Origin of the sequence: Ruegeria lacuscaerulensis (genome assembly GCF_013034745.1) — a bacterium.
In the GTDB taxonomy this organism is placed as follows: domain Bacteria; phylum Pseudomonadota; class Alphaproteobacteria; order Rhodobacterales; family Rhodobacteraceae; genus Ruegeria; species Ruegeria lacuscaerulensis_B.
The window spans coordinates 74,226-99,129 of sequence record NZ_WQGP01000012.1 but is presented as its reverse complement, the minus strand read 5'-3'; the positions used below and the strand labels follow the sequence as shown (position 1 = coordinate 99,129).

Below are 24,904 nucleotides of genomic sequence, written 5' to 3'. Positions count from 1 at the left end.
CCATGCCGCTTTCGGCGGCGTGGTCGGCATAGTTCAGGCCGATGCAGATGAACTTGCCCACCTGGCCCACACAGGCCCCAATGCGCGGGTTGCCCTCGACCAACGGCAAGGTTGCCGTGTCGATAGCTCGCAAAGCATCAAGACCGGCATCGGACAACACCTCGCCCGAGATGTCTCCAATCGTGCCCGACAAATCACGGATCGCGCCGTTTCCATCCAGCAGCCCCGGCTTTTCCTGACCAGCCAGGCCATAACGCAGCAGTTTCATCTAAGTCTCTCCTTGCTTACACGGTCCAGCCGCCGTCGATGGCGAAAGTCTGTCCAGTGGTAAATCCACTTTCATCGCTGGCCAGATAGGTCGCCAGCGCTGCAATCTCGTCTGCGTGGCCAATCCGCCCCATCGGTTGCCGCGCGATAAAGTCTTTCAGTGCCTGATCGTAGTCACCAGTTGCCCGCAAACGGTCATGCAAACTGGGGCTGTCTACGGTTCCGGGGCAAATTGCGTTGCAGCGAATGCCCTGTGTTACGAAATCCGCTGCAATTGACTTTGTCAGCCCGATCACCGCAGCCTTGGACGTGCAATAAGAGAACCGGTTCGGCACACCCTTAATCGATGACGCAACCGAGGACATGTTGATGATCGACCCCCCGCCGGCCTCCAACATGCCCGGCAGCACCAGCTTGGCCAGCCGGTACATTGCCTTGACGTTCAGATCAAAACTGAAATCCCACTGGCCCTCGTCACAATCCAAGATCGAGCCCGCGCCCACAAAGCCTGCGCAGTTGAACAGAACATCCAGAGGACCGGTTTGCTCCACCGCTTCTGTCACTGCATCCGCGTCTGTGACATCCAGCTTCAACGCGGTGACACCTTCGAGTTCGGCCAGTTCAGCCAAGGTGTCGTCGTTGATGTCGCAAGCTATCACCTGAGCGCCCTCGGCCACGTACCTCTCGACGCTGGCGCGTCCGATGCCTTGCCCCGCAGCGGTAACCAAAGCTTTTTTTCCGGCCATTCGGCCCTGAGTTGGGTTCATATCGATCTCGATCATTAGTTCAGATGTTATGTGTTGGCCGATGTGAGCGATCAAAGCCAGCCGTCTTTAGCCTGGGTTTAACATTGGACTTCAGCCTCGCTCAGACCAGCAGTGCGTCAGCGCTCTGGAATTTGGCTTGGGCGGTCTTTTCTACCACGATTCCTCCCCACTATATTATTTAAATGCAAATCATACTTTCATTTATAAATCAACATTGACTTCTGATTACGACCCAAGCGATGATCGAACGCTCAGACTCATCGGCCTGACCAGGAGGGCAAAGTGGCAAATTCGTCCGAGAAATACCGCGCTCCAGCGTTAGAAAAAGGACTTGATATTATTGAGCTTCTTGCCCTTCACGGCGACGGAATATCACAAGGTGAAATTGCGCGAGCCTTGCAACGTTCGCAAAGCGAAATTTACCGAATGCTATCCACATTGGTGCGGCGGGGGTATGTCGTTCGATCGAAGGACGGTGATCTTTACTCCCTAAGCCTGAAAATGTTCGCTGTGTCCCAGGGGCATCCACCAATTGAACGCCTGATGGAGGTTGCTTCCCCCAAAATGCGCGCAGTCACCAGACTTGCCTGGCAGTCTTGTCACCTTGGTATGGAAAGCAATGGAGACATCGTCGTCGTTGCTTCGGTTTCGGCCCCAGGAAATTGGGTGTTTTCGTTGCGCGTAGGCACTGTCATTGGCCTAAGCAACACAGGTACTGGCCGCGTTTTGGCTGCGTTTCGAAGCGACCAGCAGATCGAAGAACTTCTGGATATGCATCGGTTGGCACAGGGAGAACCGGAAATCGACCGCAGTGAGTTCCTAGAGCATGTGAGCCGTATTCGGGAAGTTGGTTACGAGCGTATGCCATCTGCAACAGCAGTGGGCGTCACGAACCTTGCCTTTCCCGTCTTCGACCGTGAACGTGTGCCAATTTGTGTCGTGAACTGCCCCTATGTCGAGCGTATCGACAAGTTAGACGTGCCATCGTTGGATGAAGTACATCTGCTGTATCAGTCTTTGGCCGACGAGCTTACCAATTTCTACTCTGGCGAAAGCAGTTTACTGACCGAGCATTGACGGGAAAGGTCATGTGACCCCATTGAAGCTCCGCTGACCCAACAACGGACGCAGGGTACCCGGTGCAGTAATTGCGGCAGCCCTCGGCCGACTGCCGTTGACTTGTTACCGGCTTAAACCGACGCAAAGTTTCCTTCAGAAATCGCTTAGAAACGCGACTGCTCGGGCCTTTTTGTTTCTGGGGATATGGACACCGACGTCGGAGACGCGGCTACCCCACTGGCTGCTTCAGCGTGGGGGACGCTCTCGCGCATTTTGAGGCGGACAACGGTGAACATACCAGCGACCAGCATCAGCACCCAACACATCCATTGGACCGCTCTGTCACTGCCAAGAAGAGATCCGATACCCCCAAAAATTGGCCCGACCACGCTGCCGACGGTGTAAACAAACAACAAGGTGACAGCTGTGGCGCCTACATAAACAGGAACTGTACGGTCCATGGCATGCGCAACAAGGACCGAATAGAGCGGCATGATCAGTCCTCCCAGAAACACAGAGCCGATTATCATGACAACTTGCAGCACGAGCCCGCTTTCCCCGGCGATTGTAAACCCCTCGTTGCGTGAGGCAATTGACAGGATCATGACGGTCAAGGCGGCGCTCAGTGACATCGCTGCGATCATATAGCGGCGGTCCATTCGATCTGATGCGTGGCCGATTGGGAACTGAAACAGAATACGTCCCAAGTAGAAGGCTGCCACGACAAACGCGATCATATTTGCGCTCATCCCTGCGACCGAAGCCTGATAAGGCAAAACAGTCAGCAGCAGCGCCAACACGAAGCCGTTCACGAACACTCCGATGAACGCGGTTGGGGATTCCCGGAAGGACGCGATAAGGCGCAACTGCGCGTGCGCAGGCACACTGGGGGGAGAGGTTCGAGTCGGCACCAGAACGATGATCGCAATCGAATAAAGTGCGGACATCATCACAAACGCTTCGGACAAATCGCCCGAGAACAGTATGATAAAGGCCTGGCTTGCGACAGACGTCACACCCAAAACGATGTAGTAGATGGACAGGATGCGCCCTCTGCTATTTGCGGGTGCAGAGTCGTTGATCCACGCATCCCCAATGGAATACAGGCTGGCCGTCGCCAATCCTGTCGCAAATCGCGCCGCAATTAGGACAAAGGTGTTTTCTGAAATCGACAACAACAGGGCGCACAGGCTGCACAATGCCGCCGAGGCTGCAAATGCCCGTATGTGACCAATCCGGGCCAAAGGCCGAAAGATAAAGAAACACCCAAGCAAGAAACCCATAGAATAGCTTGCAGCGACGAAAGACGCTGCCTCTTGGCTGCCACCGGAATCCGCAATGCGCAACGACACCAAGGTGCCCAAAGCCGCCGTCGACAGGTGGATCATTCCAATGGACACAAACAACGAACGCAGAGACACAATGGATATCGTCATTTCAGCCTCATATTGGTTTGCAAGCTACGGACCCGACGACAGTTATCGTTGTCTACAGCTTGAATTTCACGCCGATAAGCAAACCGTGCTGTTCAACCTCATAGACGAACCCGTCTCCATCCTCGCGATCGACAGAGAAGTACCGGTAGCCACCGACCACATCCAAGGTGTCACTCACCCGATAGCCGAAGCCGCCGAACACATCCGAGGTAAAATCCGATCCCCCGCCACCAACGAATGCCCAACCCGTAACATACCAGTCTTCTGAAACACTCGATCGACCGCGAAGGCCAAAGATACCGTCAAGCCATTCGTCCCCTCCGCTGACCTCACGGCCTGGAACGGTTCCAGCCCTTAGCGAGCCGTCAATGGATACGTCATAATACCGAAAGCCAACAACCAGTTTCAATTCGGATGTTTGAGTTGCTAGTGCCACGTATTCTGTGCCAAGCGTTGCGATCAGAATATCCGTGTCGATAACGGCTGAGCTAAATGCCGGGCCAGGTGTTGAAGCGTTCGAGTCGAAATCGAAATATTGAAGATCACCGAAAATACCGAACCTGTCCTTTGTTGCTGATCCAGCAATCATGAAACCGATTTCCAGCTCGTCCAGCAAGTCACTGAATGACGCATCGACACCCAATGTCGGCGCTCTCGGCCCCGGAGATACATCGCCATTCAGACTAGGCATCCAAAGATATGGGGTCAGTCCGAAATCCCACTCGGATGCCGCCTCCTGAGCCTGTCCGGAAAGAGGTGCAAAAGTTAGCACCAAGGCGACTGCAGGTTTCCATGCTGCGATCTGGGTACGTTTTCCCAGATGGCTACTCCGGTGTGTTTCGGACAAATTTTTCCGATGCATGTTTCAATTTCTCCTCAACCAGCGTCATTTTGCATGTGACAGACTATTTGCGCCGTGGGCCGTCTGCACCTCGCGTAGGCCGGGGTTGCGGCCCCGATCGTTTCGGTCCACTCGATATGTGCGGCCATTTTCTCAAGTGTTTCCGGGAATGCGGTGGCCAACACTGTCACGCTGTCATCCCAACCCTGTTCTTCGATCAGCGTCTTACGGGCGCCTGGCTCTTGGTCCGCGTTATCCTGAACAAACTGATCTGCCTTGGACACTTCAAGCGGGTAGGTCGCCGCGACAAGGATCTGAATCAGCAGCGTACCCGGATAAAGCGCAACCGGAGCGGTAAGTTTCTGAAGCTCTTCCGCCGTAAACTGGGCCTCGTCCGCTGTTTCTGCCGCTTGCTCGGTCGTTGTGTTCTGCGCCGTTGCTCCGACGGGTGCAACCAACACGGCAGCGATCCATAGAAATGCCAAAAAAACGGTCGATCTTGTGCGCATCTCAGGGATTCCTTTTCCGAAATTCGCTGAAGCCGAGGACAAGGCAGTTACTGGCGCGACTGGATGGTCTATTCATCCGCCCACCCTCACAACTTGCAGCAGCCCGTCGATGCCGGTGCCAATTTTGCGACCCACAGGGAAACTGACATCCGATTCAAAACTTGAGTTTTCACTCAGGGCGGTGCCGATCAACTGCGCGATTTCAGGCGAGTCCTTAAATTTCGAATGTGCCAGTGAGCCCGTATTTTTGACTGCGCTCAGGTCGATTGCATTGACTCCCAGTTCGGCCAAATCTTCGGCTGGGATCTGCCCCAGACGCGAGACACCGCCGGCGACCCGTTGGCTGGCCCTGAGCGCCTTGTCATCTTGAGACACAAGCACGACGAACCGTCGATACTGTTCCGGAAACCTGCGAATTTGCGTCAGAAACAGATCTATATCTATATCGGGTGCGGCCAGAACGACGTTTTGGGCCTTCCCCGTCGGGTTCAGCCCGGTCGTCATTGAAATCTGCCGCCCGGCCTCCATGACCAGGAATGTGCCCATCGAATGAGCCACTAGATCGTATCCTTCAATGTTGCTGCTTTCCATGACGGAAAACATGCTGACCAGGTGATCTCGAGCGATCAGGGCGCTGTTTATGTCGTAGACATATTTGACGGTCTGCCCGCTTGAAGCCCAGGTGAACAAGATCGGGACCCCCTTGTATCCGGAATCTTCGACGAATTGGGCCATTTGCAAAACCGCGCTGGTCAGGTTCGTGTTATAGCCATGCACGAACAACAGCACTTCGTGATCATTGCGGGGCAAAGCTCGCACCGAACGGCTGACTTCTTGCCGGAATTGGGTTCCGTCACTGAACAACTGCGGTGCTGTGATCACGAAATGCTTGCGTGGGTCGGCAGGCAGGGATGACGGTCGTTCAATATTCCCTTTCTGATGATCCGGGGGGATGGTGACGTCGACAGCAGCAAAGCTCATGTCAGAGGCGCGGTCGCCTGAAAAGAACTCGGATGGGTCGTCAGACAGAGCGCGCGGCGTCGCAATGTAGATCCTATGGCGGGTGAGTTCCGGAACGCTGGAAACCGGTATTGCGGTTTCGACGCCCACAAGGTTTTGGGGCCCGCCGCACCCCGCGCAAACACTTAGCAGCATGACGATCAAAAAGCGCATTGAAACCAGTCCTGTTACAGGTCTGTCGAGTGGGGCCGCTATATTGGGCGCCCCCCGGAGGCGTCATTGGAACTGAATCTTTATGGATTGTTCGACCGGGGCCGACAGCTTTACACCCGTGGATTTATGGCGCGCAACGATCACTACGCACGCAGCGTTGACCAGCGTAATATCACCAGCCGATTGAACCGGGACAACACCACCGGCCACTCCGAAATATTGCCCAACAAAATCCAGCGGGTCGGTCAGACCATATACCTCACCCTCAATCTCGCCCACGCGAGCACCCGACTCCAAGGCCTTCACGCCGTTGGCCGAGAAGGGGATCTCTTGCCCGTCATTCAAGGTCAGAACACCTTTGCCCCATCGAACCCCAACAAGGATCGAGAAGCTTTGGCCGTTAAAGGTGATCTTTCCGGAAAGCGGCAGGTTTTCTCCGCAGGGGGCATTGGCCGTCTGCGCTGTGGCCGCAGGTATCTGAGTAAAGGAAAGCGCCAGGATGGCAACGGTATTGAGTGCTGTTTTCTTAGAAATAAACGGGATCATTGCGGTCTCCTACTCGGATTAGGGTTTCAAAGGATGTGTCTCGGGGGACTTATTGTTCGGGTGTTTGCCGCATGAAGAAGAACTCCTCGACAACAGCCTTGGTTTCGGGACGTAGGTTGACGATCCCGTCATAAGGGACACCGGTGCCCGGAGGCGTATCGGGGTATTTCTGTTTGCGTAGGAAATGCCGCTGGATCATGTTGACGAATTTCGCGCTGCCCCAGGCACCGATCTCGGTCGAGACGGGATATTTTTCCTGTGGGTCGCGAAACAGGTCGTAGAAATCCGCGAGGATCGCGTTTTCGATGTTTCCGCCGGGGATCGCCAGCTTGTATTGCTCTTTAACCACAGCCTCCAACTTGTCGATGTTGTAGAGGAACACATAGTCCCGGCGGCCATGCGCCTCGCCCTTCAGCAGCAGAGATGTCTGGTCAATACCGTCGATGACCCGATCGCGCGGGATGGCATCAGTGGCCCCAGCCACACGCGCTAGCGTTGTGAACAGATCGGTGACATGGACCATATCGCCAACAACCGATCCGGCCTGGATCATCTCGGGCCAGCGAACAAAGGCGTCCACGCGAACGCCACCCTCGGTCGTGGCACCCTTGCCGCCCCGGAAGATCATGGGCGTGTAGCCTGACTGAGGCGCGTATTTTGTGAAATGGCCGTTATCGCCCATGATGATGACGATGGTGTTGTCGGCGACGCCCAACGTCTCCATCTCGGCCAAAAGGTCGCCGATCCAGCTGTCCACCAGCTTCATTTTCTCGACATAGTGACCGCCATTGGGCGTCGTGTATTCGCTGGTTGTCGTGCGCGGTCCGGTTAACGGATAAAGCGGCCAGTATTGCAAGAAGAACGGCTCGTCCTTGGCGGCAAGGCTACGTAGCTGTTCCATTGCCTGCTCTTGATATCGCACGTTCATTTCATGGTACTTGGCTTCGTTCCAACGTTCGCCCGGTTCCATATGGACCTCGCGCACGTCCTCGTTGCGCACGCCTTCCACTCCAGTGGCCAAACGCGAAGCGTCAGTGCGCAACCAACGATCCATCGTATAGAGATCGTCATAGTTGTTGTCGCCGATCCCAATCGAGACCTCCTCGTCGGCTGCATCGTCGTGATAGATCGTCAACTGACCCTGCTGATGGATCGGAAAAGCCGCAAAATCGAAACCTTGGTAATTTGGCCAGGACTCGCGGATATCGCCCATGTGCCACTTTCCGATATGGGCGGTGTTGTATCCGGCATCTGACAGCAGTTCGGCCAGTGTCACCTCATCTTCAGCTAGGCCGAAGCCCGCTAACTCGACCTGCGTGTTGCCCATCCCATTCCGATGCGGCTGTCGGCCGGTCATAAAAGCCACGCGGGTTGGTGTGCAGGAAGGTTCCGTATACATCCGCGCCAGCCGCATACCTTCGGCGGCGAATTGATTGATCGCGGGGGTCTTGTAGCCACGGATCATGTTCAGGGTTTCACTGCCCAGATCGCCAAAGCCGATATCGTCAATCAAGATATACAGAACATTCGGTGGCTTGCCGTCATTAGCGTCCTGAAATTGGGCCAGTGCTGCGTCGATTTCCTGATCTTCGCGCGCCCATTCTTCGCCGTTCTGCGCTTCGAGAATGTAGTATTCGGCGTCCCTGACGATCGGCCCGCTCTGCGCGCCGACTTGCGTGCCGGTCAACACCGAAATACCTGCGATCAGCGCGGTTGCGAGGGTGTGGCTATTGCGCGGCTCTGTCATGCTATCATCCCGTTTTCTGATCCAAGAACCCTGATCGCCCTGCGGGTCGGAAACTTCCGAAACAGCCTGAACCATCAGATGGTTGTGCAGACAATTGGATGATGCAAAACGCCACCGAACAATGTAACTTGGGGCGTGTAACCGTTACAGATTGTCTGTGAGGCGACCCGCCTATGGCTGAGACCGAAATTGACAGAGAGGAAAAGCAAGCCGCTCTGCGTCGCGTTGTTGAAAGCGACGAATTCGGCGGGGCCGAACGCCTGAGGGCTTTCCTGACCTACGTGGTCGAACAGGAACTGGCCGGGCGACCAGACATGATTTTGGGAAAAAGGATCCTGGAAGAGGTGTACCACAAAGGCCCATGTGCCGATGGTGCGCCAGAAAACGTGGTCAGGGTCGATGCCACCAGATTGCGCCAAAGGTTGGATCTTTACTATGGCACCGAAGGTCGAGAGGACCCGGTGCGTATTTATATCGACAAGGGGGGCTACACCCCTCGTTTTGAACTGAGGTCTAAGACGACCGAGCCGGCCCCTCGGGCTCGTCCCGCATTTCGGGTAAAATGGGTTCTGGGAGGCACTCTTGTTGCAGGGCTTGCGGCAGCGGTCTATTTCAGCTTCTTGCGCACGGACACAACCCCTGAGGCGCTATCGCCTGAAGCACGATCCGCGTTGTTCGAAAATAATCCCACCAACCTTTTGGCCAGAAACATGACCCAAGAGGCGCGGGGCTTGCTGTTTCCTGCGCCCGAACTGGTACGCGTTTCAGCAGCGCTGGACATGTTCGAAGAGGCAATGCGACTGGACCCGAACTACTATGGCAGCTACGCGGGGGCTTCGCAGGCGTCGACCATTCTGGCCGGGCTGTCCTCCAACGCGGAGATGCGTCAGGCCTATATGCAATCAGCTAATGAATTGGCGGAACGCGCGCTCGAACTGGATTCGACCAAATCATGGAGCCATTCCGCCAGGGCCTTTTCGCAAATGGTACGTCGCGATTTTGCTTCAGCGCAAACCTCCAGTCGCCGTGCCTTAGAGCTTGAGCCCGATGACCTATACGCGCTTGAAATCGATGCCATAATTTCGGTGTTTTCGGGCGATTTCGAACGGGCGATAGCCAACGCAAACCCAAAACTTCATCAACATCGCCCCGGGCGGGGGCTGCCTTGGCGCAACACATTGGGGAATGCGTATTTCCACGCGGGTGAATACCAAAAGTCGATCACTCACCTGACGCAAGCGGTCCGCTCTGGCGGTCCCATAAGCGAGATCAACACCGCCCATCTTATCGCTGCCTATCAGGCATCTGGACAGCATGAAAAAGCTAGGGAAATGGTTGTTGCGTTTCAAACGTCGTGGCCGGAAAGCCGTGTTTCGCAGGTCCTAAAAGCCTTGTTCGAGGACATAGCCGATGCCGAACGTGTTTTGCGACAATTGGCGGCTGCTGGATGGATCGATCCGGTCTCGCGATAAGTCCATTCGATTGTAGTATTGTTTTCTTTTTTGATTGCGTGGGTTGAGCTAGCGAGCGGAGACGTGTCGCGGCCAGTTACGATCACGCGGACTCCGCCTACATGCTTCGGAGCTATGTCGATCGCGCAAACATGGTTTGGGCTTCACATAGGCAACAGCGGGCACACTTTTTTGCCGAAGAACAAAAGGGATAACCGAGATCGTAGAACAACCAGCATCCGCTGCAAACCCAAAGGTTTAACTCCGCCTTTACTTATCGATCTTGCTGATCTTTGTCCCCTTAAGACTAGTTCCCGCCATCAAACCTTCCTGACCGAACACTATTGGAACGATATCTCCTTGAAGGTCATTGGTGCCCATGGAAGCAGACCAGCCTTGATCACCACCAACCAGTGTCGGTCCGGTGCCTGCCTCCCAGCCATTGTTGTTGCGAAAATATTCAAGGGCAGCGTCGTTCATGAAGAACATTGCATATGAGAATTGCTGAACACCCGCCTGAAACCCGTATGAGGCACCCGCAATATTGTAGTAGCCCGTTGTGACCCCATTCTCGCGCATAGCGCCTTCACCGAATTGACCTCCGACGACCAAGCCACCTGCGGTGACTTTCGGAAAAATCAAAATGGCTATCGCTTCTTCGGACAAGTCTCTGGCTTCGGATGAGTTGCTGTACAATTGATCAAGTGCCGCACTTGCCCCATTGTCGATTTCGGACGCGGTCAAACCACTGGTCGTGTCCAAAACAGCCTCGCTTGCAGTTTCAGCGACATCACCTGCCTTTTTGGCCGCGTCGGAAACGCCTTTCGTCACCTTGTCCAGAAGGTTTTCCGCATATGCGGATTGCTCGGTGGGAAACCCTAAAATGCCAACAAACAAAAATGCGGCGAAAAATATGAAACGCAACATCTTATCCTCCCTGTTCATCCGAAGTGACTTGGCAAAAAAGCACATGCTGTCACAGATAGCACAGCTGACTTCGGATTAGTTCAAGTATCTATTGCGCAGCTTTTCCAGATCCTGATCTGTCAGCCCAAGGCCCTCATGCAGGTAATTGTCGACCGAACTGTAAGTCTCGTTCACACTGCTATAGAAGTTATTCAAATACTCCATTCGAACACCCAACGAGGGCCAGACCGCTTCAGGGGTCATGCTCGTGCCGCGTTCAGCGTTCACTTGATCAGCAATTTTCACGGATGCGTTGCGGGCATCCTTGAGAACGTTGCTCATCATGAAATCTGCCTCGATGTCTTCTTGGGTGACGCCCAATGCGCTCAACACCAAGGCAGTGGCAACACCGGTTCTGTCTTTTCCACCCGAGCAGTGATACAGCACAGCCTCCCCCTCCGGTTGCTCGATCAGGACGTCAAACAAAGCACGAAATTCTTTTGTGTAGTCAGTGGCGATATATCCGAAGGCCTCGAAAAAGAGAGTGTCCGTTTGCGTCTCGGTCGCCGTCCCTGACTTGATGCTTGCACGCATGTCTTCGATCATCTGAGCCTCTTGTTCCATGACCGGGAAATTGTAGCGTTCAGGCCCTTGTCCATCCGGCCACAAAACAGGGTCAGCGGTCGATTCCAACGTGGTTCTTAGATCCACTATGGAAGTAACCCCCAGATCCTCGACAAGAGCCATTCCGTCGGCACCCATACGATCAATTTCACCGGAACGAATAAGTTGCCCGGTTCGAATGCTGCGCCCGTCTTTGGTCTGCAATCCGCCTAAGTCCCTGGTATTGGCCACGCCTTCAATCGGGATGGCGCGATCCTCGGAGGCTTGCGTTTGCTCAGCATCCCCCAACCCGCATAAGGCGAGAGCTACGATTGCCGCGCGTACAATGGTCATTTGTTTCTCCTTCCGGGTGGTCTTAGGGTGATGATGGGAATGACCGTCAAGGGTTTGGTGAACCTCAGGTTTGGGTCACGTTTCGACCTTAGAAATCAAACCGAACGCCGACGAAGGGACCGTCAAAGGTCAAATCCGAAATCGCCTGCGAATTACCGATGTTCCAATCGAGATACCGATAGCCCAGCACCAGGTCCCAATTGTTGATCTTATAATTTGCAGCCAAGCTAAGCTGAGTTGTCAGGTCACTTTCTCCGGCACCGATATCCGCATAGTAGGACATCCCCCAACGATCACTGAACTGGCGTGTTCCACGCAGACCGGCCACAACGTCCCAGTTGTTGATCTTACCCGACACACGTTGCGAGCCGCCGGAGACTTCGATGTCAACGGTATTGTCTAGGTTCAGGCTTCTTACCCCGCCTAAAACTGTGAAAAGGGTGCCTGGCGCATCAACCAAATCGTATCCAACCGAGCCCGTAAATACGGTCCCTTCGACATCGACATCCGAAGAGGCAGGGATACCCGGACCGACGGCACTATTTTGATCGTTGCTCAGGTTGAGATACAGGGCATCGACAAAGACCGAAAGCTTTGCGCGTCGCGCTTCGACAGCGCCCATCAACCCGAAGTCGAGATTGTCCAGAATGTCGCTGAAACTTACATCGATGCTGTTCCCAGTGGTTGTTTCACCGCTCAATGCGGGCGCCCAGAGATACAGGTAGGCGGTAAAATCCCAGGTCGGGTTATCTGCCTTCGCGGGCAGAGCAAATCCGGCCCAAAACGCGCAGGCAATCGCAGACAAGCGCCATCTCTTTCCGGCGAAAAAGGTACTGTTCATTTTCAGGGCCTTTGTGAAATTTCTAAGTGCCGAGGGGCGCAGAGGTGCAAGCTCTGCGCCCGGCTGAGTGGTTTATTGCCAGCTCATGAACACGTCGCGTGTTTCCTCGCTTTCAGGACGCAAGTTCTCAATACCGCCGTAGGGAATGTCTTTACCAATTTCCGAGTTGGGATATTTGGCCATCATCTTTTGATGTCGCTTGACCATGTCCTGGAACGAGGCACCGGCCCAAAGAGAATACCCAACTAGCGGATGTTCTTCGCGCGGGTCCCTATAGACATTGTAGGTCGGCGCAGCAGCCCCCGGAGCACCCGGCGCAGGCAGATGCATCTTGAATTCCTGTTTGACGATCGACCGCAGCACGGGGCCTTCGTAGACGTAAACATAATCACGCCGCCCATTACCTTCACCCTCCAGCAGCAATGCTGTTTGGTCGACCCCGTCAATCACTCGGTCGCGCGGAATGAATTCTGTCGCCCCGGCAATGCGCGCGATCGTGGTGTAAATATCCGAGACGTGGAAAATGTCCCCTGCAGCGCTGTCGGCTTCGATCACACCGGGCCAGCGAATAAACGCATCCGTGCGCACCCCGCCTTCCAGATGTTGAGTTTTGCCGCCGCGATAGATCAATTGGTTCAGGCCAGAGGTTCCTTCGTAATGATACATCAGGCCATTGTCGGCCATGATCATGACGATGGTATTGTCGGCCTCACCGGTTTCGTCCAGCTTGGCCAGAACGTCTCCGATCCATTCATCTAAAAGCTGCAACTTGTCCGCATGAAACCCGCCGTTACGCGAGAGGGCTTGATCCGGGTACACAAAGTTCAACGGGTAAAGAGGCCAGTATTGCAGAAAGAACGGCTCATCCAACGTCGCAACGCGCTCAAGCTGCTCCATCGCCTGCGCCTGATAGCGTTCGTTCATCTCTTCATATTTGGCCTGTGTCCACTCTTCGCCCGGGGCCATTTCAACCTCGCGCGCGGGCCCGCCTGCTTCGGCCTCAACCCCTGTCACCAAGCCGTAGGGTTTAAAGCGCTCGTCCAGCAAAAATTGGTTGTTCTGACCCGAGGCATGGTATCCCAACATATTGTTGGCCTGCATTGCCTCGCGGGTCATCAGGCTTAGCTGCACCTGTTGGTGCAGCGGAAAGGCTGCGTAGTCGAAACCCTGATTGTGGGGATAGGCCTCTTCGATATCGCCTTGATGCCACTTGCCAACGTGAGATGTGTTATACCCCACCTCTTTCAGAATCTCGGGAAGCGTAACTTCGCTGGCAGGCAGACCCTCACCAACCAGAGCGACCTTGACCTCTTCAACCCCGGCCCGGATCGGATGCCGACCGGTCAACATAGCTGTACGTGTCGGTGTGCAGGACGGTTCAGTGTACATCCGCATCAGCGACATGCCTTCGCGGGCAAAACCGTTGATATTGGGTGTCTCGATCCCCATCACATAGTTCATCTTTCGCTCGCCCATCTGGCCGAAGCTGATGTCGTCAATCAGAATATACAAAAAATTTGGAGGCTTACCCCCGTTGGCCTCACGAATTTCAGCAAGTTTGGCGTCGATCTCGAGATCCTGCGCGTCCCACTCCTCTCCAAACTGAGCACGCAAAAAGCTGAATTCGCCGTCGTGTACAATTGGGTCGCTTTGCGCAACAACCTGCCCCCCGGTTAGGAATGTAAACATGGTTGTGGCCAACGCCATATATCTCAAACTAATCGTCACTGCAGGCTCTCCAGTTGATGGTTACGTCTTGCAACGCCGCCACAAGAAGGTCGTGGCATTGGGCCGATAATGATTGATCGGACTGATGTGCCAGCTCTGTTAGGCGTCGGTACTCGGGCGGGGTGACAAAGGTCACAACCCTTTTGGAACGGGCGTCGGCATTTGGCAGACGTGGTCTGCCCATGCGAGACTTGGAAGCTTGACGCGACACTTGACTTGGCCCCCCTCCAGTTTGTTTTCTTTACCGGTAAACTGTCAGGATGCTGAAATGGACCACATCAAAAATCGGCCAAATCCGCAGGAATTCGATGCCAGCGCCGCTGAAGCGGCCCCTTCTGCGATCGTGCTTGACCTGATGCATCCTAATGATCTTGCCGCGATGACGCCCTGGGAAATGGACTTTCGCCAGCTTGACCCCGGCCCTTTGTCCACACAAATCGCGGTGCGCTCTAGCCCGGCATGTTCTGTTTTGAACATCTCTCTCAGCGGTGCGGTTCACCAACGGGGCGTCTCACCCGACGGGTGGAGCACATTCGGCATTTCCCGCAGAGGTACAATAGACTCCTGGCAAGGATGTGCGCTCGACGACGACGCCTTTCTGACTTTTGGAAACAAAGATGGCTTCGACGGCGTGTCTACGGGACGTTTCTTTGGCAATGTCGTTTCTTTCAACACCCGGCGGTTCCAGAAGCTCGCCCAGTGTTGCGGATATTCTATCGCAAGCGAAGGCCCGGCGCTGCGACTACAGATTTCCGATGTTAATGCGCGCAGAATGGATTGGCTGGAACGAGAAATCGCAAATCTGTTGAAACACTCGGATGAGCCGTGGAGCGAAGATGTTGAAGAAGCGCTGATGATCAAAGTGTTAGCCATCCTGACCAGCAGCGCAATTCATCAAGACAAGAGTTCAGCCCAAACCAGACGCCGCGCGCTTAACCGGGCTTTGGAGATGATGAACGACAATGCGCTGGAGCCCGTTTCCATCGAAGACCTGTGCGCAGCAACCGGCGCGTCATTGCGCACCCTGAACCGCGCTTTCAACGAACGCTTCGGGTATGGTCCAAAAGCATATTATATGCGACTGCGATTGGACGGTGTTCGCGAAGATCTACTGAACGGGGCTGGAGCGAAATCAATTGCCGATATAGCCAACAAACATGGGTTTTGGCACATGGGGCAATTCGCCCGAGACTATCGGCTGTTTTTTGGCGAATTGCCATCGGAGACGCAGATGAGACGCAGTGCGTGACGGTCTTCAAGCGCCTCGGCATAAATTTTGCGGTTAGAGCTTGAACACACGGGCCCGGTGATACCCACCACCTGACACCCAGCCCGCGACGCTCTAAAAGGGACACCATGAACATGTTTCCGGTGGCAAGCACCAACAGGGGAATTCTGTGCGCTTTGAACCTGTCAACTTATTCGTCCGGCTCGGCGGGTGGGGGCAACAGGTTCATCTCGGTTCCGGTCAGTTGGGCGATCAGGCTTTCAAGAGCAAAGTCGCCTGGGTTGGCGCGACTGGCAGCCGCGATGAGTTCTTCGACCTTTTCCTGCTGCCCGGAAACCGCTGCGATGCGGATACGCATGATCCAGGCGTCGACCAGCATGGGGTCCATTTCAACGGCGCGGGCAAAGGCCTGATCGGCGGCGGGAAGGTTGCGGGTGGTCAACGCAAAGCCACCCAGTTGCAAATGGGTTTCGGGAAAGTCCAGCCGCGCAGCCATCGCGTTTTGCCACTCGCCAATCGCCGAACGGAACGCGGCCGCAATCTTGTCAGGCAAATGCGCGATGGGTGCATTATAGAGCCCACGCGCCGCCGCGGTCCGGACATTGCGGCTGGGATCATCCAGCATGGGCAACACTCGCTGTACCCGCTCATGACCGGGCAGGCTGTGCATGGCTTCGACAGCGGCGGATCGGATCACGGGGTCTGCCGCGTTGACCATATCCGAAATGCGCCCGATCTGTTTGGGGTCGCCGGTCTGGCCGATCAGCCAGATGGCAGTCGCCCGGATCAGTGCCGGGCTGCTGGCACTAAGGGCCAGGTCCACCAGATCGTCCGAGGCCAATGTGGGATTGATCTGCGCCCGCGCCAAAACCTGCCCGAAATGCGGCCCGCGGTTGGAACTGTCTGGGAACCAGTCGCGCAGCCGTGCTGCGGCCCAGTCCGGGGTCTGATCGGTGTGGCAGCTGGTGCAGGCATCCGGCGCGCCAGTCTCGGCGCTCAGATCCGGGCGGGGGATGCGGAAGGAATGATCGGCCCGCCAGTCATTGCCCATATAGACCTGCTCTGTCATGTGACAGGACCTACATTGCGCCCCGGCACTGTCTTCTGGGTGATGGTGATGGGCGGGGCTGTCGAATTCGGCCGGCGGCAGGCTGGGAAAGCGCGGGTTGCCATCGGGGTTATGACACTGTGCGCAGACGGCGTTGCCATCAGCTATGACTTCGGCGCTATGGGCATCGTGGCAATCGGAACAGGTGACGCCCTTTCCATGCATTTTCGATTGCAGGAACGACCCGTATACATAGACCTCATCCCGGATCTGACCATCGGGGTAATAGAGGCCGGGCCGCAGCAGCGATAGGTTGTAGGCGTCGTGATAGGCGGTCCCCGGTTCAGGGTTGCCGTCAAAGAACGCCTCGCGTCGGGAATGACATCCGGCGCATTGTTGGATCAGCCCTTGCGGTGTCGACAGGTCAGCCGAGAAGCCAAAGTTCAAGGGGGGCTCGCCAGCGCCCTGGGCCCATCCCACATGATCACGACCGGGGCCATGGCAGGCCTCGCAGCCGACGCCAATCTCGGCCTGAGTGGTCTGATATGTATCCGAGGCCGGGTCGTATCCGGTGTCGTACCCGGTGGCATGGCAGACGCCACAGCGCGCGTTCCAGCTTTTGTACGGCCCCGTCCAGTGCAGCGCGTCCGAGGGTGGCACGTTCTGATCCGGGTAAAGGTGGAACCATTCGGACTTTTCCGTATCCCAGACCACGTCGAAGCTCTGCAACCGGCCGGGCTCGGTTTCCAGCAAGTATTGCTGCAGAGGTTCGACACCGACAACTGAATGCACCGGGTAGTCGGTTGTCACACCGTCGCGCTCAGTCACGGTAACGTGGTGGGTGCCGTCTGCTTCAATCCGAAACCGCGCGGTCATGTCGCCCAACGTGAAAGTTGTCCCGTTGAAATCCGCGCGGATGTTGTCGTGTACGGCCTCGGTCCAGGCCCCCGCGTGGTGCGAGCCTTTCCAGGCAGCAGCCTCGGCGCGGTGGCATTCGGTGCAGGCGTCCGAGCCGACATAATCTGCGCTTTGGGCGATAGCCGGCACAGCAGGGCCAGTAAGGGTTAACAGGGCAGAAATGAGCAGGCGCATCAGAGTCCTTCGGTCGGTCAGGCAGAGCCCGTGGGATTCAGCGCGGGCAAATGCTGTGCCGCGCGGGTCAGAGTGCCCGAGTGCCGGGCAGCGGACAAGGCCGTTGCAAGCGAAGCCCAGGTTGCCCCCGGCTCGCTGTCTGGCGGGCCATAGGCGGCGGCACCGATATTGGTCAGGGCAAGCTGGACGTCTTTGTGCCGACGCGGATCGGGACCCTGTGTCATCGCCGCCCATCGGTCCAATGCACCATAGATGTTGTGAAGATCCCGTGCCTTGACGGTTTGCATCAGGTCGCGGAACAGGCTGGCCTCGGTCGGGGGTGGTGGGGACGTGTCGCGCTTGCGGGCTCTGTGGCGGATCAACCCGATGGCAGCCAGCGTTCCCAGAAGCACGGCGAAACCCACATAGATCAGAGTCGCCCGGTCGGAATCGGCCACGCGCGGCAGGATCGGGCCATCGACGTTATAGGGGATGGCCTCGACCGACGCGGTCTCGATCTGTCCCGTGTTTGTGTTGAACCAACGCAGCTTGATGACAGGCAGGCTGCTTTGAGCGCCGCTTTCCGCCAAATAAACCGTGCGTTCTGAGCGAGTACCGACGGTCTTTCCCCGATTCTCCCGGTCCTGCACCGTCGGGCTGTCAGGATAGGCCGCCAAACCGGGCAAAGCGCCCGTGGGCGCAAGCGCGGGCAGCAGAATAGCGCTGCTTCCCGTAATTTCAGCAGTGATATTGCGGGTCAGAGTATCGCCGGGTTCCAGAGCCTCGGCTGATCCCTCGACGGTCTGCGTCAGGCTCAGCGTTTCAGCGGCGATGAAAGGGTCAAGCGACTCGGACCCGTCCGGCACCGTGGCGGTGAAGCTCTGTGCAGCCAGGGAGAGCGTCGTTTCAACAGGCGCGTTGGTCTCGGGGTCGGCCCATGTAACCGTGATCTCCAGCGACGGAATCCCGAAATTTCCCGCCACCATCGGCGTCACCTTGTAGCGTCTGCTAACACCCGACCAGTTGCTGGCGCCCACACGCTCAGTCACGGGGCCCGACCCGCCTTCAGGCAACGAGATCATCAGGTTCGGCTGATCAAAGGTCGGAAACACCGGAGGGCTGGGCATGTAGGTCGGCACCAAAACGGTCACCCGCATATCCAGCGCCTGACCGGGCACGACGTCCATGGCCGACATTTCGACCCGCGCGACGGGCTCGGTTGGCGTGGCGGCTTCACTGCCGTCGCGGGCGTCTTCCTCGGCCTTGATCTCGGCGTTGGATTTGAAACCTGGAAACGGGTCTTGCGCCGCCGCGACATCGGGTACAATTGATGTGCAAAGAGCTGCTAAGACAGGCCAGAGTTTCATTGCTCGCCCTCCGCAGCCGCCTGCGTCGCTTCCAGCAAGAAGCGACTTTTCAGGAAATCCCCAGTCTCGGTATCAACAGAGTTCATCCATTGTTCGGCGCTCTGCAGCCCGACAGCGGCGTCCTCTTGCGGCAGGTCGACCTGAAGCTCCTGACCTTTGTTTTCCTCGTTGTCATAGGTCACGTCATCGGCGCGCAGCTCGGTCTGGTCCTGCGTATCCTGCGCCTCTTGCGCGGCTTCGACATACGCGACGATCTGTTTTGCGATCTCCAGATTTTCAGCAGCACCCGGATAGTCCGGGTCGCGCGTCAGAGCGGTTTCGAACGACCGAACCCCGTCACGGTAAGCCCGATTTCGGATGTTTGACAGACCCTGGATCATGGCAGCCTGTGCGGTATCCACACGGTCCAGCACCTGCACGGCTTCGGCATAGCGGCCCGCCCGGTACATGGCCCATCCGCGCCACAGCGGGTCACCGAACAGTTCAGAGGCGCGCGTATAATCCTTGCGATCATAGGCACGCTGCCCCTGCTGGTCAGGCGTCCAGAACCAGTCAGCCAGGCCGTCGGCGCGCGCCTGCCCGGGCGCCACCAGCATAAGTGCAAAGACCGCGGCACCCCAATGCATAGTCCAGCCCCGCCGGAACCACAAAAGCAGCAACAGCGCCGCAGGCCACGCCAGCAACGGCCCACGATCAAGCCACGGGTCATCAGAGTTTTCCAGCAGACTTTGCCGGTATGAGGCATTCAGCGTCCGGTCCAGACGCCGGATATCGCTGCCGTCGGGCTGCACCGCGATCACCCGATTGCCGAGCGCATCCAGCCCCCGGTCGCGCGTGCCTTCGGGCAGCATGGACAGAACCGCGACCGGCATCGGGGCGGTTTCGACCGCACTAACATCCGCCGGATCAAGACCATCGGCCACCAGCAACAACGCACCACCGCCTTCGTCCTCGATCAGGGCTTGAGCGCGGCTCAGGGCTTGTGCAAAATCCGCGCCCTCCTTGGGCATCACGTCTGGCGAAAGCCCTTCGAGATAAGGCAGGATGATCGAGGCATCCTCGGTCATTGGAACCACCACATGCGCGCTGCCTGCATAGGCCACCAACCCCGATCGCCCCCCTGCCCTCAGGTCTAGAAAATCGCGGATCTTTTGCTTGCCGCGTTCCAGACGGCTGGGTGCAATATCGATGGCGTCCATCGATTTGGTGACTTTCAGAACCACTGCCACCGGCGCGGATTGCGCCACCAGAGGGTTGGGTTGCCGTGACCAAGTCGGTCCTGCAGCCGCCGCGGCGAGCAACAACAAAGTCAGCGCAACCCCATCTATGGGCCGAATGCGGTGCGCCTGATTGCGTCCGACTTCCATCGCAGCTTGCAGATGCGGTGCGATGCCCTGAGACAGGGTGTTACGCCCGGACCGACGTCGTCGGGTGAGCCACCATAATCCGACGATCACTGGCACCAGCAGCAGCCAGAGCGGCCGTAGAAAATGGAACACCGACATGGCCAGTAGCAGATCGCTCATGCCTGCGCCCTCCCACTACGGTGGCCCAACGACAACCATCCCATCGCGGCGCAACCCAGCAGCGCAGCCAACCCCAGTGGTATCCACGCCAAAGACTGGCGCGGGCGATAGGACAGAGTTTCGACCTGACGCGGGCTTTGTTCGTCGATTCGGGCATAGATGGCGGTCAGGGCGGACTGGTCGGCGGCAAAGAAGTACTGACCACCGGTGCGGCGAGCGATGTCTTCAAGCGTTTTGACATCCACCTTGTCCTCGCCCGAAGCTTCGGGATCGCCAACGCCGATGGTCATGATGGTCACGCGGTTGTCTTTGGCAATCTCGGCTGCGTTCACTGGGTCCATCCGGCTGGAGGTGTCGCTGCCGTCGGACAGCAGGATCAAGACGCGTTCGTCAATCTCACTGGCTTCGAAGGTATGGATCGCCAGCCCGATAGCATCGCCAAGCGCCGTTTGGGGTCCGGCCATGCCAACCTGCGTGCGGTCCAAAAGATCGGTGATCGTCTGCAAATCCTCGGTCAGCGGCGCCTGCAAATACGCCTTGGACCCAAATACGATCAGCGCCACCCGGTCGCCCTCTCGCCCCTGCACAAAAGCGCGTACAACATCCTGAACGGCCGAGAAACGCTGCCGTTTCTCGCCTTGTGCATCCGTGAAATCCACAGTGTCCATCGAGCCAGACACGTCGATGGCAAGGATCATGTCGCGGGCTGATTTTTCGATCTCGATGGGGCGACCGACCCGTTCTGGCCCGGCCAGTGCGATCACGATCAACCCCCAGCAGAACGCTGCCGTGATCATCTGTATCCGCGTTCGGGCCAACACCACAGATCCGGTGCGTGGTTCCTGCCCCAGCGCATGCGAGACCTGACGGAAGAAGGGCACCCGCAGCGCCGTCACGCGTTCTCTGTGCGGTGGCGCGAAACGCCAGATCAACCAGGGCAGTGGCAGAAGCAGAATAGCCCATGGAAACGCCAGTTGGATCATGAGGCCACCTCGCGCTTATGTGCCTTGATCCAGCGGGCGACGCGCGCGGTCAGATCCGGCGAGGCTCCGGTGTTGCCGTGATAGGGTGCATCAAGCAAAAGCGGGCGCAGAGCGTCATTCCACGATGCACCCTCGGTGCGTTCCAGAAAGGCGATCCAGTCCATTCCCTGTAATCCGGCTACCAAGCGCCGATCATAAGCCACCAGCGCCGTGCGACGCAGGATTTCGGCGACCTGCGCGGGGTCATCCGCGGCCTGCGCCAGCTCTGCCAGCGCTGCGCGGCGATAGGCGTTGACGCGGTACCGGGTAATCATGCGCCACAGCACAAGTACCGCCATCGCTGCTAGAAGCGCGCCCACAACGGCCCAGCCGACCGTTTGCGGCATCATCGACACGGGCGGCGGCGGATCTGGCACAACCAGTTGATCCAGCAGGTCGACCAGCGAAGTGCCGGTGGGGATTTCCGTTTCGTTCATTTCGGTCCCAGCCCCATCAGATGCCGGATCTGCGGCAGGGTTTCCTCGGCCGCTGTCAGCGGCAGAACGGGCACGCCGAACCTGCGCTGCCAATCCAGAACCTGCGCCACGCGGGCGCTGGCGAATTCTCTCAGCGCCGCATGTTGTATTGAGTCGGATGTTTTGATTTCAGCCTGCAACGCTCCGTCCGAGATGATCAGTGACAGATCGCGAGGCAGGTCCTTGGCGAAGGGATCCGTAATCAGTCCCAAGATCAGGTCGTTGCGCCGTGACAGGCCTGAGACCAACCGTTCGGTTTCTGCATCAATCACATCGAAATCACTAAGCACCACAATCAGATGATCGCGGGGGGCGATCCGGGCAACAGCGCGCAACACATCGGTCAGGCGGATTGGATTGGTTTTAGGGGCCTCGGCGTGCAGTTGTGCATTTGCCTCAGCCAGAATGGCGACAAAGCGCGACAGCGTGGCCCGACTGCGCGCCGGCTTAATCTCGGCGATTTTGTCGTCGGTGAAGACGATACCGCCCACACGGTCGCCCTGATCGAAAATCCGGTAGGCGGACAGGGCCGCCGCCTCGGCCGCAGTGATCGATTTCATGTTCAGGACCGAGCCAAAGAACATCGACATGCGCTGATCCACCACGATCAGTGTCGGGCGGTCGCGTTCCTCGGTCATGACCCGGATATAGGGCTCACCGGCGCGGGCGGTTACTTTCCAGTCAATCGCGCGGATATCGTCTCCAGGCAGGTATCCGCGCAGCTCTTCGAAATTCAGCCCACGCCCGCGCAGACGCGAGGCATGGCGGCCATTCAGCACCGAGTGCACAGGCTGGCGCGGTAAAAACCGCAGCGCCTTGGCACGTGTCTCAAGCGCCCGCAAATGCGCGATATCAACCCGCACGCGCGGGTCATCGGTTGCGGCGGGCGGGGGCTTGACGCGCCCCAGCCGAAGGGAGGCGTTTCGGTTCATCATCTACGCCTCACGGCAGGGCGACCTGCATCAGGATTTCGGCGATCACTTGATCTGCGCTGATGCCTTCGCCATGGGCCTCATAGCTCAACCCCAACCGGTGCCGCAGCACATCGGGGGTAATGGCGCGGACATCCTCAGGGTCGACATAGTCGCGCCCGTTTAGCCAGGCATGGGTGCGGCTGCATTTATCCAGCGCGATCGAAGCGCGCGGGCTAGCGCCCACCTCGATCCAGCGGCGCAGATCGTCGCTATAGGCCTCGGGCGTGCGGGTAGCCTGCACCAGATCGGCGAAATAGCGGTCGATAGCGTCCGAGACATGGATTCCGCCGATCTGGGACCGGGCGTCAAAGATCGCCTGTTGCGGGATTGGGGCGGGTTTTTCGCCTTTTGCTTTGCTCTGGGCGGCGATCTCTTCTGCGCGGACCAGCCGCACGACCTCAACCTCATCCTCGACCGGAGGGTAAGTGATGAGCACATGCATCAAAAACCGGTCCAATTGCGCCTCAGGCAGGGCATAGGTGCCTTCCTGCTCCACCGGGTTCTGGGTCGCCATGACCATGAACAATGGGGCCATCTTGTGCGTGGTCCCGCCCACCGTGACTTGCCGTTCCTCCATTGCCTCAAGCAAGGCGGCCTGCACCTTGGCAGGGGCACGGTTGATCTCGTCGGCCAGCACGATATTGGCAAAGATAGGCCCGGCCTCGAACCGGAATTCGCCGCCCTTTTCGGTCTGGTAGTAGACATCCGTGCCAGTCACGTCCGAGGGCAACAGATCGGGTGTGAACTGGATGCGACTGAAATCGCTTTCCAGGTTCTTCGCCATCGCCTTGATCGCGCGGGTCTTGGCAAGGCCCGGCAAACCTTCGACCAGCAGATTGCCATTGGCCAGCAAACCAATCAACAGGCGCTCGATGACGTCGCGCTGGCCGATAATGGCCTGACCCATGCGTTCGCGCAGGGCGTCAATATGCGTACGCGGGTTGGGGGTGTCATTCATTCCGGCCATACTTTCGCCCAATCCTCTTTCATGTCGATGATGACCCAGCCGCGGGCGTCCGCCTCATCCAGCCCGCGCACCAGCTTGCCGATATGGCTGTCGCGGTCATAGGCGTATTCGCGGTCGGCATCCGTATGATGCACGATCACGCCAAGCGCCGGGCCGTCGCCTGCGGTGGCATATTCCAGCATCTGGAAATCGCCGTCCGAGTTGCCGCCCACAAAGATCGGACGCCGCCCGATATGCGAGTCGATCCCCACCGGTTTGCCCGCCTTGTCATCCTGAAAGGCGATGCCGGGGCCTTTCATGACCACTGGAACGCCATCCACGACCTCATAGCTGGTGGGCGTGACCGAGCCGACGATGCGGTTGATCGGGATGCCATAGGTCTCGCTGGCGAAGGCGCGCATGAAATGCAGGCCACCGCCCGAGACGATCCAGGTCTGGAACCCTTCGGCCTCGAGGTAATCCAGCAACTCGAGCATGGGGGCATAGACCATCTCGTTATAGGGCCGGTTGGTGTCCGGGTGCCGGGCGGTAGCGATCCAGTCGGCCACATCGGCCTGAAATGCGTCCACCGACAGACCCGAATGGGACACGTTCAGGATTTCCATTAAACCAGCCTCTCCCCCGTCGGCGACGGCGGCCATATCGCCTGCAGCGGCAGCCTTTAGGACATCCGAGGTCAGGATCGACGGGTCCGCCTCAGCCTTTTCCTTCAGGCGGTCGAGTGCGTAGATAAGCTGAAAATAAACCGGCTGTTCACCCCACAGCGTGCCGTCATTGTCAAAGGTCGCAATGCGGGCCTCTTCGGGGACGAAATCGGAAGAGTTCGGATCGCTCACCCGTTCGACAAAGTCGATAATGGCGGCTTTGGTGGCGGTGTCGTTCCAGGACGCCAGCGGATCGGCCAGCGCGGGAAAAGAACCAAACGGCAAGGCAGCCACGGCAAAAACATAGCGTTTCATGAGAAATCTCTTTTGGTGCGAAAATGGCGCGGCATCGC

General features: G+C 57.5%; 22 protein-coding genes and 1 pseudogene. 3 read left to right on the top strand and 20 right to left on the bottom strand.

The genetic code is table 11. The annotated features are described in order from the left end of the window. Window positions 1-268: pseudogene (locus tag GOV79_RS20440) on the bottom strand (2-hydroxyhepta-2,4-diene-1,7-dioate isomerase); the annotation flags it as partial. 16 nt (window positions 269-284) lie between these two features. After that, a complete protein-coding gene (locus GOV79_RS20435) occupies window positions 285-1,049 on the bottom strand; it encodes an SDR family oxidoreductase (protein ID WP_214648077.1) in 765 nt (254 codons plus the stop codon). Window positions 1,050-1,316: 267 nt separating this feature from the next. On the opposite strand from GOV79_RS20435, the gene GOV79_RS22605 reads away from it, so the two are divergent. Beyond that, window positions 1,317-2,111 (top strand): IclR family transcriptional regulator, encoded by a 795-nt coding sequence (locus GOV79_RS22605; RefSeq protein WP_170775035.1) that lies wholly within the window; start codon window positions 1,317-1,319, stop codon window positions 2,109-2,111. Between the two features lie 146 nt (window positions 2,112-2,257). Here the strand turns inward: GOV79_RS22605 and GOV79_RS20425 are convergent, their stop codons facing one another. The 6 genes from GOV79_RS20425 to GOV79_RS20400 form a co-directional block, all read right to left on the bottom strand. Continuing rightward, window positions 2,258-3,529: an MFS transporter gene (locus tag GOV79_RS20425; RefSeq protein WP_170791508.1), complete on the bottom strand. Its 1,272-nt coding sequence runs from the start codon at window positions 3,527-3,529 to the stop codon at window positions 2,258-2,260. A 52-nt stretch (window positions 3,530-3,581) separates the two neighbouring features. Next, entirely contained in the window at window positions 3,582-4,391 is an 810-nt protein-coding gene (locus GOV79_RS20420) for a hypothetical protein (protein ID WP_170791506.1), read from the bottom strand. Window positions 4,392-4,405: 14 nt separating this feature from the next. Then, window positions 4,406-4,879, bottom strand: a complete 474-nt coding sequence (locus tag GOV79_RS20415) for a DUF3300 domain-containing protein (RefSeq protein WP_170791504.1) — start codon at window positions 4,877-4,879, stop codon at window positions 4,406-4,408. A gap of 72 nt (window positions 4,880-4,951) precedes the next feature. Then, window positions 4,952-6,052: an alpha/beta hydrolase gene (locus GOV79_RS20410; RefSeq protein WP_170775043.1), complete on the bottom strand. Its 1,101-nt coding sequence runs from the start codon at window positions 6,050-6,052 to the stop codon at window positions 4,952-4,954. A 63-nt stretch (window positions 6,053-6,115) separates the two neighbouring features. Beyond that, the gene (locus GOV79_RS20405; RefSeq protein ID WP_170775044.1) at window positions 6,116-6,598 is read right to left on the bottom strand and encodes a hypothetical protein; all 483 of its coding nucleotides are present in this window, start codon (window positions 6,596-6,598) and stop codon (window positions 6,116-6,118) included. Between the two features lie 49 nt (window positions 6,599-6,647). Next, a complete protein-coding gene (locus GOV79_RS20400; protein WP_170791502.1) occupies window positions 6,648-8,345 on the bottom strand; it encodes a sulfatase-like hydrolase/transferase in 1,698 nt (565 codons plus the stop codon). 173 nt (window positions 8,346-8,518) lie between these two features. On the opposite strand from GOV79_RS20400, the gene GOV79_RS20395 reads away from it, so the two are divergent. After that, entirely contained in the window at window positions 8,519-9,817 is a 1,299-nt protein-coding gene (locus tag GOV79_RS20395; protein ID WP_170791500.1) for a tetratricopeptide repeat protein, read from the top strand. Between the two features lie 249 nt (window positions 9,818-10,066). Here the strand turns inward: GOV79_RS20395 and GOV79_RS20390 are convergent, their stop codons facing one another. The 4 genes from GOV79_RS20390 to GOV79_RS20375 form a co-directional block, all read right to left on the bottom strand. Then, window positions 10,067-10,768: a lipid-binding SYLF domain-containing protein gene (locus GOV79_RS20390; protein WP_170791498.1), complete on the bottom strand. Its 702-nt coding sequence runs from the start codon at window positions 10,766-10,768 to the stop codon at window positions 10,067-10,069. Window positions 10,769-10,798: 30 nt separating this feature from the next. Then, a complete protein-coding gene (locus GOV79_RS20385; RefSeq protein WP_170791496.1) occupies window positions 10,799-11,659 on the bottom strand; it encodes a tyrosine-protein phosphatase in 861 nt (286 codons plus the stop codon). A gap of 88 nt (window positions 11,660-11,747) precedes the next feature. Next, entirely contained in the window at window positions 11,748-12,500 is a 753-nt protein-coding gene (locus tag GOV79_RS20380; protein WP_170791494.1) for a porin family protein, read from the bottom strand. A 72-nt stretch (window positions 12,501-12,572) separates the two neighbouring features. Continuing rightward, a complete protein-coding gene (locus GOV79_RS20375) occupies window positions 12,573-14,228 on the bottom strand; it encodes a sulfatase-like hydrolase/transferase (protein WP_331252775.1) in 1,656 nt (551 codons plus the stop codon). 211 nt (window positions 14,229-14,439) lie between these two features. Here GOV79_RS20375 and GOV79_RS20370 point away from each other — a divergent pair, with 211 nt between their 5' ends. Continuing rightward, the gene (locus GOV79_RS20370; RefSeq protein ID WP_170791493.1) at window positions 14,440-15,477 is read left to right on the top strand and encodes a helix-turn-helix domain-containing protein; all 1,038 of its coding nucleotides are present in this window, start codon (window positions 14,440-14,442) and stop codon (window positions 15,475-15,477) included. A 169-nt stretch (window positions 15,478-15,646) separates the two neighbouring features. On the opposite strand, the gene GOV79_RS20365 is transcribed toward GOV79_RS20370, so the two are convergent. From GOV79_RS20365 to GOV79_RS20330, 8 genes are read right to left on the bottom strand one after another with little or no spacing between them, the layout of a single operon-like run. Continuing rightward, window positions 15,647-17,596 (bottom strand): HEAT repeat domain-containing protein, encoded by a 1,950-nt coding sequence (locus GOV79_RS20365; RefSeq protein ID WP_170791490.1) that lies wholly within the window; start codon window positions 17,594-17,596, stop codon window positions 15,647-15,649. 17 nt (window positions 17,597-17,613) lie between these two features. After that, window positions 17,614-18,942: a BatD family protein gene (locus GOV79_RS20360; protein WP_170791488.1), complete on the bottom strand. Its 1,329-nt coding sequence runs from the start codon at window positions 18,940-18,942 to the stop codon at window positions 17,614-17,616. Beyond that, complete coding sequence (locus GOV79_RS20355) at window positions 18,939-20,468, bottom strand: VWA domain-containing protein (protein WP_170791486.1); 1,530 nt, start codon at window positions 20,466-20,468, stop codon at window positions 18,939-18,941. The genes GOV79_RS20360 and GOV79_RS20355 overlap by 4 nt, the downstream gene beginning before the upstream one ends. Further along, window positions 20,465-21,451, bottom strand: a complete 987-nt coding sequence (locus GOV79_RS20350) for a VWA domain-containing protein (protein WP_170791484.1) — start codon at window positions 21,449-21,451, stop codon at window positions 20,465-20,467. Before GOV79_RS20350 ends, GOV79_RS20355 begins: the two co-directional genes overlap by 4 nt. Continuing rightward, complete coding sequence (locus GOV79_RS20345) at window positions 21,448-21,927, bottom strand: DUF4381 domain-containing protein (protein ID WP_170787217.1); 480 nt, start codon at window positions 21,925-21,927, stop codon at window positions 21,448-21,450. The genes GOV79_RS20350 and GOV79_RS20345 overlap by 4 nt, the downstream gene beginning before the upstream one ends. Continuing rightward, a complete protein-coding gene (locus tag GOV79_RS20340; protein WP_237218074.1) occupies window positions 21,924-22,898 on the bottom strand; it encodes a DUF58 domain-containing protein in 975 nt (324 codons plus the stop codon). The genes GOV79_RS20345 and GOV79_RS20340 overlap by 4 nt, the downstream gene beginning before the upstream one ends. Window positions 22,899-22,908: 10 nt before the next feature. Continuing rightward, window positions 22,909-23,907, bottom strand: a complete 999-nt coding sequence (locus GOV79_RS20335; RefSeq protein WP_237218073.1) for an AAA family ATPase — start codon at window positions 23,905-23,907, stop codon at window positions 22,909-22,911. Beyond that, window positions 23,895-24,866 (bottom strand): HAD family hydrolase, encoded by a 972-nt coding sequence (locus tag GOV79_RS20330; RefSeq protein ID WP_170791479.1) that lies wholly within the window; start codon window positions 24,864-24,866, stop codon window positions 23,895-23,897. The genes GOV79_RS20335 and GOV79_RS20330 overlap by 13 nt, the downstream gene beginning before the upstream one ends. Window positions 24,867-24,904: the final 38 nt, after the last annotated feature.

Coding starts and splice junctions, on each gene's coding strand:
- GOV79_RS20435 (WP_214648077.1), bottom strand. CDS start 1,049: ATGATCGAGATCGATATGAACCCAACTCAGGGCCGAATGGCCGGAAAA.
- GOV79_RS20425 (WP_170791508.1), bottom strand. CDS start 3,529: ATGACGATATCCATTGTGTCTCTGCGTTCGTTGTTTGTGTCCATTGGA.
- GOV79_RS20420 (WP_170791506.1), bottom strand. CDS start 4,391: ATGCATCGGAAAAATTTGTCCGAAACACACCGGAGTAGCCATCTGGGA.
- GOV79_RS20415 (WP_170791504.1), bottom strand. CDS start 4,879: ATGCGCACAAGATCGACCGTTTTTTTGGCATTTCTATGGATCGCTGCC.
- GOV79_RS20410 (WP_170775043.1), bottom strand. CDS start 6,052: ATGCGCTTTTTGATCGTCATGCTGCTAAGTGTTTGCGCGGGGTGCGGC.
- GOV79_RS20405 (WP_170775044.1), bottom strand. CDS start 6,598: ATGATCCCGTTTATTTCTAAGAAAACAGCACTCAATACCGTTGCCATC.
- GOV79_RS20400 (WP_170791502.1), bottom strand. CDS start 8,345: ATGACAGAGCCGCGCAATAGCCACACCCTCGCAACCGCGCTGATCGCA.
- GOV79_RS20395 (WP_170791500.1), top strand. CDS start 8,519: ATGGCTGAGACCGAAATTGACAGAGAGGAAAAGCAAGCCGCTCTGCGT.
- GOV79_RS20390 (WP_170791498.1), bottom strand. CDS start 10,768: ATGTGCTTTTTTGCCAAGTCACTTCGGATGAACAGGGAGGATAAGATG.
- GOV79_RS20385 (WP_170791496.1), bottom strand. CDS start 11,659: ATGACCATTGTACGCGCGGCAATCGTAGCTCTCGCCTTATGCGGGTTG.
- GOV79_RS20380 (WP_170791494.1), bottom strand. CDS start 12,500: ATGAACAGTACCTTTTTCGCCGGAAAGAGATGGCGCTTGTCTGCGATT.
- GOV79_RS20365 (WP_170791490.1), bottom strand. CDS start 17,596: ATGCGCCTGCTCATTTCTGCCCTGTTAACCCTTACTGGCCCTGCTGTG.
- GOV79_RS20360 (WP_170791488.1), bottom strand. CDS start 18,942: ATGAAACTCTGGCCTGTCTTAGCAGCTCTTTGCACATCAATTGTACCC.
- GOV79_RS20355 (WP_170791486.1), bottom strand. CDS start 20,468: ATGAGCGATCTGCTACTGGCCATGTCGGTGTTCCATTTTCTACGGCCG.
- GOV79_RS20350 (WP_170791484.1), bottom strand. CDS start 21,451: ATGATCCAACTGGCGTTTCCATGGGCTATTCTGCTTCTGCCACTGCCC.
- GOV79_RS20345 (WP_170787217.1), bottom strand. CDS start 21,927: ATGAACGAAACGGAAATCCCCACCGGCACTTCGCTGGTCGACCTGCTG.
- GOV79_RS20340 (WP_237218074.1), bottom strand. CDS start 22,898: ATGAACCGAAACGCCTCCCTTCGGCTGGGGCGCGTCAAGCCCCCGCCC.
- GOV79_RS20335 (WP_237218073.1), bottom strand. CDS start 23,907: ATGGCCGGAATGAATGACACCCCCAACCCGCGTACGCATATTGACGCC.
- GOV79_RS20330 (WP_170791479.1), bottom strand. CDS start 24,866: ATGAAACGCTATGTTTTTGCCGTGGCTGCCTTGCCGTTTGGTTCTTTT.